The organism is Amycolatopsis sp., from assembly GCF_035546795.1.
In the GTDB taxonomy this organism is placed as follows: domain Bacteria; phylum Actinomycetota; class Actinomycetes; order Mycobacteriales; family Pseudonocardiaceae; genus Amycolatopsis_E.
Genome location: NZ_DASZWC010000072.1, coordinates 1 through 12,465, shown reverse-complemented (window position 1 = coordinate 12,465; position 12,465 = coordinate 1). Strand labels below are relative to the sequence as shown.

The 12,465-nt window shown below is 71.6% G+C and carries 13 protein-coding genes; 4 read left to right on the top strand and 9 right to left on the bottom strand.

Annotated features, from left to right (window positions below):
• Positions 1–4 precede the first annotated feature (4 nt).
• A complete protein-coding gene (locus VHD82_RS36170) occupies positions 5–769 on the top strand; it encodes an adenylate/guanylate cyclase domain-containing protein (protein WP_325714035.1) in 765 nt (254 codons plus the stop codon).
• Here the strand turns inward: VHD82_RS36170 and VHD82_RS36165 are convergent.
• The 6 genes from VHD82_RS36165 to VHD82_RS36140 are packed head-to-tail and all read right to left on the bottom strand — an operon-like array spanning position 757 to position 6,001.
• Positions 757–1,941: an RNA polymerase sigma factor gene (locus VHD82_RS36165; RefSeq protein ID WP_325714033.1), complete on the bottom strand. Its 1,185-nt coding sequence runs from the start codon at positions 1,939–1,941 to the stop codon at positions 757–759. The genes VHD82_RS36170 and VHD82_RS36165 overlap by 13 nt on opposite strands.
• Positions 1,938–2,279 carry a YciI family protein gene (locus VHD82_RS36160; protein ID WP_325714031.1) on the bottom strand — a complete coding sequence of 114 codons (342 nt, stop codon included), beginning with the start codon at positions 2,277–2,279 and terminating at the stop codon, positions 1,938–1,940. Before VHD82_RS36160 ends, VHD82_RS36165 begins: the two co-directional genes overlap by 4 nt.
• Before the next feature lie 24 nt (positions 2,280–2,303).
• A complete protein-coding gene (locus tag VHD82_RS36155; RefSeq protein WP_325714029.1) occupies positions 2,304–3,230 on the bottom strand; it encodes a sugar kinase in 927 nt (308 codons plus the stop codon).
• Positions 3,227–3,943, bottom strand: a complete 717-nt coding sequence (locus VHD82_RS36150; RefSeq protein ID WP_325714027.1) for an SDR family NAD(P)-dependent oxidoreductase — start codon at positions 3,941–3,943, stop codon at positions 3,227–3,229. The genes VHD82_RS36155 and VHD82_RS36150 overlap by 4 nt, the downstream gene beginning before the upstream one ends.
• On the bottom strand, positions 3,940–4,830 hold the full coding sequence (locus VHD82_RS36145) for a dihydrodipicolinate synthase family protein (RefSeq protein WP_325714025.1): 891 nt from the start codon (positions 4,828–4,830) through the stop codon (positions 3,940–3,942). The genes VHD82_RS36150 and VHD82_RS36145 overlap by 4 nt, the downstream gene beginning before the upstream one ends.
• 4 nt (positions 4,831–4,834) lie before the next feature.
• A complete protein-coding gene (locus VHD82_RS36140) occupies positions 4,835–6,001 on the bottom strand; it encodes a mandelate racemase/muconate lactonizing enzyme family protein (protein WP_325714023.1) in 1,167 nt (388 codons plus the stop codon).
• A gap of 58 nt (positions 6,002–6,059) precedes the next feature.
• Here VHD82_RS36140 and VHD82_RS36135 point away from each other — a divergent pair, with 58 nt between their 5' ends.
• The 3 genes from VHD82_RS36135 to VHD82_RS36125 are packed head-to-tail and all read left to right on the top strand — an operon-like array spanning position 6,060 to position 9,173.
• On the top strand, positions 6,060–6,863 hold the full coding sequence (locus VHD82_RS36135) for an IclR family transcriptional regulator (protein WP_325714021.1): 804 nt from the start codon (positions 6,060–6,062) through the stop codon (positions 6,861–6,863).
• Positions 6,860–7,804, top strand: a complete 945-nt coding sequence (locus VHD82_RS36130) for an NAD(P)-dependent oxidoreductase (protein ID WP_325714019.1) — start codon at positions 6,860–6,862, stop codon at positions 7,802–7,804. The genes VHD82_RS36135 and VHD82_RS36130 overlap by 4 nt, the downstream gene beginning before the upstream one ends.
• A 40-nt stretch (positions 7,805–7,844) precedes the next feature.
• Complete coding sequence (locus VHD82_RS36125) at positions 7,845–9,173, top strand: MFS transporter (protein WP_325714018.1); 1,329 nt, start codon at positions 7,845–7,847, stop codon at positions 9,171–9,173.
• Here VHD82_RS36125 and glcF read toward each other — a convergent pair.
• From glcF to VHD82_RS36110, 3 genes are all read right to left on the bottom strand, one after another.
• Complete coding sequence (gene glcF, locus VHD82_RS36120; protein ID WP_325714016.1) at positions 9,097–10,437, bottom strand: glycolate oxidase subunit GlcF; 1,341 nt, start codon at positions 10,435–10,437, stop codon at positions 9,097–9,099. The genes VHD82_RS36125 and glcF overlap by 77 nt on opposite strands.
• Positions 10,434–11,522 (bottom strand): FAD-binding oxidoreductase, encoded by a 1,089-nt coding sequence (locus VHD82_RS36115; protein WP_325714014.1) that lies wholly within the window; start codon positions 11,520–11,522, stop codon positions 10,434–10,436. Before VHD82_RS36115 ends, glcF begins: the two co-directional genes overlap by 4 nt.
• Positions 11,519–12,465: FAD-linked oxidase C-terminal domain-containing protein (locus tag VHD82_RS36110; RefSeq protein WP_325714012.1), on the bottom strand; the 947-nt coding region annotated here is incomplete at its 5' end. The genes VHD82_RS36110 and VHD82_RS36115, both read right to left, overlap by 4 nt.

Sequence of the window (12,465 nt, the reverse complement as noted above, 5' to 3'; positions counted from 1 at the left end):
GTTCGTGAACGAGGAACGACCGCGGCTGCGGCGGTTTCTGCGCGACGCCGACCGCAATGGCGCGATGGTCCGTACCGCGCGCACGGTGCGGCGGCTGGCCCCGGGATCGGAGCAGCTCATGGGCGGCGCCCGCGCGTCGGACCGGGTCGCGCGGCTGATCGCCGAGGCCGGCACCGACCAGCCCAGTGCCACCAGGGAACTGGGCCTGGCCGCGGTGCAGGTGTGGCAGTCGCTGAGCCGCTCCCGCGCGGTGGCCGCGAACGGGGCCGAGGTGACCATCCTGTTCACCGACCTGGTCGGATTCTCCAGCTGGGCGCTGCATGCCGGGGACGACCACGTGCTGCGGCTGCTGCGCGAGGTCGGCGACGTGAGCCGGGCCGCGGTCCAGCGGCACGGCGGCACCGTGGTGAAATTCCTCGGCGACGGGATGATGGCTGTCTTCGCCGACACCCCCGAGGCGATCAGCGCCGCGTACGAGGCGTGCACGGCGGTCAGCGCGATCACCCTCGACGGCTACCGTCCGCAGCTGCGGACGGGGATGCACGCAGGCAGGCCGAAACGGGTCGGCCGGGATTACCTCGGGGTGGACGTCAATGTCGCGGCGCGGGTGGCGGATGCCGCGTCCGGCGGGGAGATCCTGGTGTCCGGGCCCGCGCTGTCCACAGTGGACTCGGACCGGTATGTGGTGCGGCGGCGGAGGTTCCGGGCGAAGGGCGCGCCGCGTGATCTCGAGGTGTACTCGGTGGTGCCGCGCGGTCACAGCTCCTGACGGGAGCGGGTGAGGAACTCCCGTTCGGCGGTGTTCGTGGCGCGGGCGATCGCCTCGTCGTAGGCCAGTGCCGCCTCGTCGCGACGCCCGAGACGGCGCAGGAGATCGGCCCGGATGGCGTGGAACAGGTGGTAGCCCCGCAGGTCCAGCCTGTCCACCAGGGCGAGCCCGGCGGCCGGTCCGTCCACTTCGGCCACCGCGACGGCGCGGTTGAGCGCCACCACCGGCGTCGGCGTGCACTGCCAGAGCTGGTCGTACAGCGCCAGGATCTGGCGCCAGTCCCCGTTGTCGCTGTGCACGGCGTTGATCGCGGCCTGGATCTGGTACTGTCCCGGCCGGTCGCGGCGCAGGCACCGGCGGACCAGTGCCTGTCCCTCGGCCACGAGCCCGGCGTCCCAGCGTGTTCTGTCCTGATCGGACAGTCGCACGAGTTCACCGGCCGGCCCGGTGCGGGCGGCGCGGCGGGATTCCACCAGCAGCATCAGCGCGAGCAGGCCCAGCACCTCCGGCTCGTCCGGCATCAGCTCGGCGAGCAACCGGCCCAGCCGGATCGCCTCGTGGCACAGGTCTTCGCGGATCAGCTCGTCCCCGGCGCTGGCGGTGTGGCCCTCGGTGAAGATCAGGTACACCACGGCGAGCACGGCATCGAGCCGTGCGGGCAGGTCCGCTTCGGCCGGGACGCGGTACGGGATGCGGGCGGCCCGGATCTTGGCCTTGGCGCGCACGATCCGTTGCGCCATCGTGGTTTCCGGGACGAGGAACGCCCGCGCGATCTCGGCGGTGGTGAGCCCGCCGAGCAGGCGCAGGGTCAGCGCCACCTGGGACGGCGTGGCCAGCGCGGGATGACAGCAGGTGAAGATGAGGCGGAGCCGGTCGTCACGCACGGCACCCTCCTCCGGCGGTTCGTCCTGGACGCGCAGCAGCGCCGATTCCGCCTCGCGGCCGTCGCGGACGGCCTCGCGGCGCAGGCGGTCGATGGTGCGGTTGCGGGCGGTGGTGATGATCCAGCCCGCCGGGCTGGGCGGTGTCCCGTCGACGGGCCAGCGCCGCACAGCCTCGGCGAAAGCTTCCTGCACCGCGTCCTCGGCGAGGTCGAGATCGCCGAAGACGCGGGTGAGCACGGCGACCGCGCGGCCGTGTTCTTCGCGGAACACGCGGGCGACCTCGCTCATACGAACGGCCGGACCTCGATCGGCAGCGTGGTGGCCAGGCTGCCCTTGCGCGCCCATTCCAGCGCGGCGTCCAGATCCGGCACGTCGATGATGCTCAGGCCGCCGACGTACTCCTTGCCCTCGGTGAACGGGCCGTCGGTGACGAGCACTTCACCGTCCTTCGGGCGGAGCACGGTGGCGGTCTCCGGGCCGTGCAGCCCGCCGGAGAACACCCACGAACCGGCGTCGGCGAGCTCCTGTCGCCAGGCCTCGACGTCGGCCATGATCTTTTCCAGGGCTTCGGGCGAGGGCCGCTCGGCGTTCGCGGGCTGGACGACGGTCAGCAGGTACTTGGTCATCGGGTCCTCCTCGGGAGTGTCGGTTCACCCCCTATACGAACGGCCCGCGGCCGGATCGACAGGAGAAGCAGAATCTACCGCCATCGGCACGAAATCGCTGGTGGAGCCAAGCGCCCGGCCGGCCAGCGCATGCCCCAGCGCGAGGCTCTCGGCAGGCTCCCGGCCTCGGAGGACGCCGGAGAGGTAGCCCGCGGCGAAGGCGTCACCGGCGCCCACCGGTTCGACGACGTCCACCACGGGCGCGGGCACGAACGTCACCTTCGCGCCGTCGAACTCCGTCGCCCCGACCGCGCCGTCCTTGACAACGAGCCGTCGCGGGCCGGACAGGATCTCCCGCACCAGCTCGGGAGTGCTTGCGCCCCACAGGGTTTCCGCCTCGTCCTGGCCGACGAGCACGATGTCCGCCCGCCGCGCCAGCTCCGCCAGCACGGGCGCGGCCACGCCGGCCGGCCACAGTCCCGGCCGGTAGTTCACGTCGAACGAGACCGGGCCCGGCCGCTCCAGCGCCGCCTCGACCAGCGCCCGGCAGGACTCCGACAGCGCCGGCGTGATCCCGGTCAGGTGCAGCAGCCCCGCGTCCATCGGCAGGGCCGCCAGGTCGTCGGGGGAGAGCCGCGACGCGGCCGAACCCGCGCGGTAGTAGTGCACCCGGGTGCCTTCGGGCGCCGGGTCCTTGAAGTACACGCCGGTGGGTGCGGCCTCGTCGACCCGCACCCAGCTGGTGTCCACGCCGTGTGCGCGGATCTTGTCGAGGATCCGGCCGCCGAGCGGATCGTCGCCGACCCGGCTGGCCCAGGCGGCGTGGTGCCCGCGTTCGGCGAGATACAGCGCGACGGTGGATTCGGCGCCGCCGACTTCGAGCCGGAACAGCCCGGCCTCGGCCAGCGGTTCGCTGGCCACGGGCGTCACCAGCACCATCGTTTCGCCGACGCACAGCACTTCCGGCGTCATCGGGCCTCCTCCGGCAGGAACCGCGCGCGCAGGTCCGGACGCAGGAACGCGGCGGGGGAGGAGATGGACAGCCCGCCGTCCACCGGCAGCACCACCCCGGTCACGAACGAGGCTTTCGGCGAGGCGAGGAAAGCCACCGCGTCGGCGACCTCCCCGGGCCGTCCGGTCCGCCCGAGGGGATAGCCTTCGGCGACCTTGGGCAGGTCGGCGGAGCCGATCATCCCGGGGGCGACCGCGTTGACCCGGATGCCCTTCGGCCCGTACTCCAGCGCGAGCTGGCGCACCAGACCGTCCACTCCGGACTTCGCCGCCGCGTACCCCGGAAGTCCCGGCGCGGCAAGGAATCCGTTGACCGACGTGACCGCCACGATCGCCCCGCCGCGCGGCAGCACCCGCAAGGCGGCGCGGGCCGGGTAGAACGCGGCGTCGAGGGTGTTCGCGATCGCCGACCGCCACTGCTCGTCGGTGGCCTCGGCCGCCGCCGCGACCGGTTGTGCGGCCGCGGCGAGGACCAGCACGTCGAGCGGACCCGCCCGGCGGACGGCCTCGTCGGCGCCTTCGGGCGTGGCGGCGTCCACCGTCAGGTACTCGGCGAACGCGGGATGGTCGAGCGGATCGAGGCCCACGCCGACGACCCGGTCACCGGCGAAGGCTTCGGCGATGGCGATCCCGATCGCCGAACCGCCGCCGATGATCAGCACCCCACGGCTCACCGCGGGCCTCCGCGCCAGGCCGGCAGGCTCAGCTCGTCCAGGATTTCGCTGAGAGCCTTCTCGGTGACCGGCTCCAGCGGACGCGCGGGCAGCCGCACCTTCGCCGACGCGATGATTCCCCGGCGCAGCAGCACTTCCTTGTGCACCGCCCACGCCTGGCCGGGCCGCACGCCGAGGTGGATCAACGGCAGCAGCCGCGTGGACGCCGCCCGCGCCTCGGCCCGGCGCCCGGCGGCCAGGTCGTCGAGGACCGGCCGCAGCAGATCGGAGAACTCGCATGCGGGCATTGTGCCCACCGCGCCGTTGTCGTACTCCTCGATCAGCGCCTGCGCGTTCTGCCCGCCCAGCACCGTGAGGTGTTCGCGCACCGCGGCCACCTTCACCGGCGTCGGCGGCGCCTCCACCTTGATCGAGGTGATGCCCTCGACCCCGGCCAGCGAGGCGACCGCGGCGACGTCGACCGGCACGCCGGTGACGCCCGGCGCGTCCTGGATCATCACCTGGGTCCCGGCCCCGGCGGCCACCTCGGTGAAGAACTCCACCACCTGCGCCGGGGAGGGTTTGGCGAGGAACGGCGGCAGCACCATCACCTGGTCGGCCCCGCCGTCGGCGGCCGCCCTGGCCTGTTCGAGCGCGGTCACGGTGCTGGTGCCGTTCACCCCGGCGACGACCGGCAGCGAACCGGCGACCGCGCGCACCTCGCGCAGGATCACCTCGCGTTCGGCGGCGGTCAGCGCGAAACCCTCGCTCGCCATGCCGAACACCGCGACGCCGTCCACCCCGCAGGAGAGCTGGAACTCGGTCAGCGAGCGCAGCGACGCCACGTCGACCGCGCCGTCGGAGGTGAACGGGGTGGCCAGGATCGGGATCAGACCGGTGGGGGGCACTGTCTCAGTTCTCCTTCGCGAGGTTGGCGACCAGGCCGGCGTCGACGTCGACGCCGAGTCCCGGCCCGCTGGGCAGGTCGAATCCGGTCGGCCCGGCGGCCAGCGGGGTGCGCAGGATGCGTTGCGCCACCGGCACGGTGTCGGGCTGGTATTCGAAGAACGGGGTGTCGGTGCTCGCCGCGGACACGTGGATCCCGGCGGCCAGCGAGATGCCGAGCCCGACGGAGTGATGGCAGGCGACCGGCACGTGGTACGCCGCGGACACCTCCACAATGGACAGTGCCTCGGTGATCCCGGTGCGCGCCACGTCGGGCTGCGCGAGCCGCAGCGCCCGGCGGCCCAGCCATTCGGCGAACTCGTAGCGGTTGCGCATCGCTTCGCCGACCGCGACCGGTGTGGTCACCCGGGCGGCCAGTTCGGCGTGGCCCGCGATGTCCTCGGGCACCAGTGGCGCCTCGAAGAACAGGGCGCCACGGCGGTCGAGCTCCTGGCCTAGCTCGACGGCCTCGCCGATGCGGTAGGCCCAGTGCGCGTCCACGGCGATCTTCATCGACGGGGCGGCCGCCGCGACCGCGTCGAAGGTCGCGAGATCGGACGCGATGCCCTTGCCGGCGGCGAGTTTCACCATCGTCGCGCCCTTGCGCGCCCAGTCCGCGGCGAGTTCCGCACGTTCGGGATCGGTCGGCCGCGCCAGCCCGGAGATGTAGGCGGGCACGTGCTCGCGGACCGCGCCGCCGAGCAGCCGCGCGATCGGCAGGCCGGTCAGTTTGCCGTAGAGATCCCACAGCGCGATGTCCGCGGCGGCCAGCGCGTCGGCCTGGTGGCCGACCAGATGACCGCGCTCGCGCATGAGATCGCGCAGGCCGTTCCACAGTGGACGGACGCCGGTCAGCTCGCGGCCGGTGAGCCACGGGCCCAGCATCCGGTCGATGATCGCGGCCGGCACCTCCGGGCCGACCGGTGCCAGGGCCTCGCCCCAGCCGACGGTGCCGTCGTCGGCGGTGATGCGCACCAGCATCGTCTCGAAGCGGCCCGAGTAGAGGCTGCGCCAGGGCTCACGGACCACGTAGCCGCTGTCCTCGCCCAGTTCGCGGCCGTCGTCCAGCTTGCCGAGGTAGGCCTGCTGCCCGGACAGCTTCAACACGTAGGTGGTGACGTCTGCGATGTGCATGACGCCAATCTTTGCACGGCGCTTGCGCATTGTGCAAAGAGTGCGCATACTTCGTGCCATGGTTTCCGAAACCGGTGGCAATCAGAGCGTCGAGCGGGCGTCCGCCGTGCTCAACGCGTTCACCCTCGGCCGGCCCGCCCTGCGCGTCTCCGACGTCGCGGCCCAGGTCGGGCTCGGCATCTCCACGACCTCGCGGCTGCTGGCCACGCTGGAATCGGTGGACCTGGTGCGCCGGGATCCGGTCAGCCAGCTCTACGAACTCGGCCCCGCGGTGCTGACCATGGCCGGGATCGCGTTGAACAACGACCCGATCTACCGCCAGTCCCGGCCGGTCGCCCAGCGCCTGGCCTGGGAGCTGGGCCTCGGTGCGAACGTGTCGGTGCGCCGCGGCGCGGAGTTGTTCTACCTCCTCAACGTCGAAGGGCAGCTGGCGCAGAAGTCGTTTTCCCTGATGGGACAACGGAATCCGCTGCATGCCACCGGGATGGGCAAATGCCTCCTGCTGGGGCTGACCGGCCCGCAGCGAGCGGAGCTGTTGGGCCCGGAACCCCTGCACGGCTTCACTTCGCACACCATCACGACTCTCGAAGCACTCGAAACCGACCTCGCCGAGTCCGCCGGACGCGGCTACGCCAAGGAGGTCGAGGAGCTGGCGCTGGGCCGGGCGTGCGTGGCGGCGCCCGTCCGCGACCAGACGGGTGAGGTCGTGGCGGCGATTTCGGTCTCCGGCGCCCTTTCCGCGATCGCGCTGCACGAGCGCGAGGAGGAACTGGGCCGGATGATCGTCGAGGCCGCGGACACCGTCAGCATCGGGCTCGGCTACCTCGGCCCCGTGCACACCCCCGTACAGGAGGCGAAATGAGGATCGTCGTCACCGGCGCGGCCGGGCGGCTGGGCCGGACCCTGCTGGCGCGGCTGGACGAGCGAGGGCACGACACGGTCGGCCTCGACCAGGTCCCGCCCGCGAACCTGCCGCTGTCCGACCGGGACGGCCTGATCGCCGCCTGCGCGGGCAGCGACGTGGTCATCCACCTCGCGGCCAGGATGTCGTGGCGGCGCGAGGACGACGCCGGGCTGTTCGAGACGAACGTGCTCGGCAGCGCGAACGTCGCCGAGGCCGCGGCGCTCGCCGGGGCCAGGCTGGTGCTCGCCAGCACCGGCGAGGTCTACCCCGAAGGCCGCCCGGTGTACCAGCCGCTCGACGAGGCCCATCCGCGTTCGCCGACGAGCGCCTACGGGCTGACCAAGAAGCTCGCCGAGGACACGGTGGACTTCTACCGCCGGACCCGCGGGCTGGAAGCCGTCGTGTTGCGGTTCTCGCACTTCCAGGACGCGGCCGAACTGCTCGACGAGCGCAGCTTCTTCTCCGGGCCCCGGTTCTTCCTGCGGCAGAAGATCGAGCAGCAGCGCGGTTTCGGCAACACCGCCGCCCTCGCGGCGCTCGAACCGCACGACGACGGCACGACCAAGCTCGTGCTCTCGCGCGGCGAGGACGGCACCGTGTTCCGGATGGGCATCCTGGACACCCGAGACCTCGCCACCGGCGTGCTCGCCGCGGCCGAACTGCCCGGGCTGGACGGCGAGGTCATCGGTCTCGGCGCCGACGACTCGGTGGACTTCGACCGGCTGGTCCCGGAACTGGCGCGGCACAGTGGACTGTCCTATGTGGACGTCACGCTGCCCGGGCCCGCCGTGCACTACACCACTTCCAACGAGCGGGCCCGCAAACTGCTCGGGTTCACCGTCGAACACCCCATCGAGCGCATGATCGAAGAAGCCGCGCTGGCCCGCCGCGCCCGCTGAGCCGTTTCCCCGTATTTCCCTGAATGACAATGAGGTCGTCATGTCAGAACAAGTCGCCATGCCCGGAATAACCGAGCCGGCACAGGCCCCGCCCCGCGGCCGCGTGCTGTTCGCGGCCGGGGCCGGGCACTTCGTCGAGTGGTTCGACATGGGCATCTACGGCACCCTGTCCACGGTCATCGCGGCGAACTTCTTCGCCTCGGGCGACCCGACAGCCGCCCTGCTGTCCACCTTCGCCATCTTCGCGGCCGGGTTCGTGATCCGCCCGCTGGGCGGATTCTTCTTCGGCCCGCTGGCCGACCGGATCGGCAGGCAGCGCGTGCTGGCGATCGTCGTGCTCACCACGTCGCTGTCCACCTTCGCGATCGGGGTGCTCCCGACACACGCGGCCGTCGGCGCGCTTGCACCGCTGTTGCTCGTGGTCGCGCGGCTGGTACAGGGTTTCGGCGCCGGCGGCGAGACTTCCAGCGCTGTCACCCTGTTGTACGAGTACGCACCGAGGAACCGGCGCGGCTTCTTCTCCAGCTTCGCCGACACCTTCGGCTTCGCGGCGTTCGTCTTCGGCTCGGGCCTGGCGCTGCTGCTGACCGCGACGATGGGCGATGCCACGATGACCTCGTGGGGCTGGCGGCTGCCGTTCCTGCTCGCGCTGCCGCTCGGGCTCAGCGGGCTGTACCTGCGGCTGAAGCTCGACGACACCCCGGAATTCCGGCAGCTGGAAAGCGCGGGGGAGGTCACCGAGGCGCCGATGCGCGAGAGTTTCCGCAGCGGGCGCAAGGCGATGCTGGTGCTGGCCGGGCTGGTGGTGATCAAGGGCGTGGCGCACTGGACACTGCAGACCTTCATGCCCAGCTACCTGCAGACCACGCTGCATTTCACCAAGGTGCAGTCGTTCATCGCGGCCACCGTGTGTCTCGCCGTGGTGGCGGCCGCGGTACCGGCGGCGGGCGCGCTGTCCGACCGGATCGGGCGAAAGCCGCTGCTGATCGCGGGCACCGCCGGGTTCGTGGTGTTCACCTGGCCGGCGTTGCTGCTGATGTCCCTGGGCAGCACCGTGCTGGCCGTGGTCGGGATGGTCATCCTGGGGTTGCTGATCGCCGCCTACGACGGGGCGATCAGCGCCACGATGGCCGAGCTGTTCCCGCCGCGGATCCGCTCCGGCGCGATCGCGATCCCGTACAACCTCGCGGTGTCCCTGTTCGGCGGTACCGCGCCGTACCTCGCGACGTGGCTCGTTTCGGCGACCGGATACAAGCTCTCACCCGCGTTCTACATCATGCTGGCCGCGGTGATCACCCTCGTGACGATCCTGCGGTCGGTCCGCGAAACCGCCGGGCCGCGCGCGGTTCCCGAGGTGGCGGTGTCCTGAAGTCCGTGCCGCGGATCGCGGCGTCGAGCAGCTGGACGGGGTGCATCATCGGTAGTTCCCCGTCCAGCTGCCGTGCGATCTGCAGCAGGCAGCCGGGGTTGGCGGTGACCAGCAGGTCGGGCGCGACCGAGCGGATGTTCTCCGCCTTCCGGCGGCCGAGTTCGGCCGCCGGTTCCGGCTGCACGAGGTTGTAGATCCCCGCCGAGCCGCAGCAGATCTCGGCGTCGGGCAGGTCGACGAGGTCCAGCCCGGGAATGGTGCGGAGCAGGTTTCGTGGCTCCTGCCGGATGCCCTGCGCGTGCCCGAGGTGGCAGGCGTCGTGGTAGGCGGCCTTGGCGTTGACCGGGTGCCGCCGCGCGACCGGCTCCAGCCCGGCCAGGAACTCGGTGATGTCCTTGACCTTCGCGCTGAACCTGCTCGCCCGCTCGGCATACTCGGGATCGTCGGCCAGCAGGTGCGCGTACTCCTTCATCGACGAGCCGCAGCCCGCGACGTTCACCACGATGGCGTCCACGTCGAGTTCACCGAAGGTCTCGATGATGCGTTTCGCCCGTGCTGTCGCGTGTTCCGCGCGTCCCGCGTGTAAACCCAGTGCGCCGCAACAACCTTGGTCACGGGGCACCAGTACTTCGGAGCCCTCGGCGACGAGCACACGCAGGGTCGCGAGGTTGGCCTGGTGGAAGAAGACGTCCTGGACGCAGCCGGACAACATCGCCACCCGCCGCCGTTTCGTGCCCGCGGCCGGGACGACACGGGGGAGCGGGGCGAACGCGTCACGCAGCCGCACGGGCGGCAGGAGTGCTTGCGCGGCAGCGAGCCTTGCCGGCAACAGGCGTTCGAGCAGCTTCGGAAGGCCGGATTTCCGGTATGCCACACCGAAAACCGCCGCCGCGCGGAGCCGCCGCCGGTACGGGAACAGGCTGAAGATCGCATTCCGGAACAACCGGTCGGCCCGCCCCCGCGGCACGTTGCGCTCGATCTGCGGGCGTGCCGCCTCCAGCAACTGGTCGTAGCGCACGCCCGACGGGCAGGCCGTCACGCAGGCCATGCAGCCGAGGCAGGCGTCGAGATGCTCGGTGAACGGCCCTTCGAGGCCGATCTCCCCGCGTTCGGCCAGGTCCATCAGGTAGATCCGGCCGCGTGGCGAGTCCATCTCCTCGCCCCACAGCTGGTAAGTCGGGCAGGTGGGCAGGCAGAATCCACAGTGGACACAGTCGTCGAGCAGCTCGCGGGCGGGCGGGTGGACGGGGTCGAAACCGGTCATCGGCGCTCCTCCCAGCCGGCGAACCGGCCCGGCGACAGTCGGTTCTCGGGATCCAGTTCCTGTTTCAGGGCAAGCAGAACTCCGGCCGCGGACGGGCGCTGACCCCATGCCGTCAGCCCGGCCGGATGCCGTCGCAGCACCGACGTGCCGCCCGCTTCGGCGACCGCCGCGTGTGCGGCGTCCACATCCTGCGGGGAGACGGTGACGGTCGCGATCCCGGTGGCGAGCCCGGCGGTGACGGTGTGGCAATCGATCCCGGCCAGCAGCGCGGGCAGCTTGCTGGGACGGCAGCCGATCCGCAGCACCACACTTTGCCCGGGGTCGGCGAGCCGGGCATGTCTTTCCCACGCCTCTTCGCCGGTGATCTCGCCACCGAGCAGTTCGATCACCTTGCCGGCCCTGGCTGCCACGCCGTGCTCGCTGCCTTCCAACCGGATCAACAGCTCGCCACACCATTCCACCGCGACCGGCTCCAGCGGCAGGCGCATCAGCTCGACAGTGTGCGCGGCGGCTTCGGCCAGGGTGCACGGAACGCGCACCGTCGCTGTGCCCGCCGGGATGGGATGCAGGCGCAGCACCACTTCCGCCAGCAGCGCGAGGCTGCCGTAGCTGCCGTGCATCAGCTTCGCGAGGTCGTACCCGGCGACGTTCTTGATCACGTGCCCGCCCGTGCGCGCGACCGTCCCGTCGGCCAGTACGAGAGTCGCGCCGATCACCAGATCGCGCAGCGAACCGTGCGCCAGTGCGAGCGGCCCCGAGTCCGCGGTCGCCACGAGCCCGCCGATCGTCGCGCCGCGGCGCACCCTCGCGGCGTCGAAGGAGACCCGCTGCCTGTTGGCACGCAGTTCTTCCTGCAGTTCGGACTGGGGAGTACCGGCGCGCACCTCGACCGTCATGTCGCCCGGGTTGTAGTGCAGCACACCGGAAAGCCGTGAAGTGTCCACTGTGGTCGGCGCCGGTGCGACCGGATCCGCCCAGCCGTCAGCAGTACCCGCGCCACGGATCGCGACCGGGCCCGCGGTGTCCGCCAGCGCCTCGGCGGCCTCGCGGAGGTCGGCAGGCCGCGTGCTCTGTTGTGTGGTCACAGCCGCTCGATCACCCCGGCCTCCTCCAGTGGATGCGGCCGGTAGGGGCCCGGCCGTTCCCCGCACAACCGCGGGGTGGGCAGCAGTTTCCCGGGATTGCACAACCGGTCCGGGTCGAACGCGCCGCGCACCCGGTCCATCACGGCCAGGTCGGTCTCGCCGAACATGCGCGGCATCGAACACGCCTTGTCGGTGCCGATGCCGTGCTCGCCCGAGAGCGATCCGCCGAGTTCCACGCACAGTTCGGTGATGTTCTTCGACAACCGCTCGGCGCGCTCCAGCTCGCCCGCGTCCTCGTTGTAGAGCACCAGTGGATGCAGGTTCCCGTCCCCGGCATGGAAGACGTTCGCGACCCGCAGCCCGGCGTCCTCGCCCATCCGCCCGATGCGGTCCAGCACCTCGGCGAGCCGGGTTCGCGGCACCACGCCGTCCTGCACGATGTAGTCCGGGCTGATCCAGCCGACCGCGGCGAACGCGGCCTTGCGGCCCTTCCAGATCATCGCGCGCTCGGCCGCGTCCTTCGCGATGTGCAACCGGGTGCAGCCGTGCCTCTCGCAGATTTCCTTGACCCGCTCGAACTGCGTGTCGCATTCCGCCGCCGGGCCGTCGAGCTCGACGACCAGCGCGGCGGCGGTGGTGAGCGTGTACCCGGCGTGCACGGCCTTTTCGGCGGCCTCGATCGCCAGCGCGTCCATCATCTCGACCGCCGCCGGGATCACCCCGGCCGCCACGAGGTTGCTCACCACCTCGCCCGCGGCGCGGACCGAAGGGAAATCGGCCAGCAGGGTGCGCACGGTTTCCGGAGTGCGCAACAGTTTCACGGTGATCTCGCACGCGATGCCGAGCGTGCCCTCCGAGCCGAGGAACACGCCGCGCAGATCCGGCCCGAGCTGCTCGCCGGTGTCCGAGCCGAGTGTGACGATGCTGCCGTCGGGCAGCACGA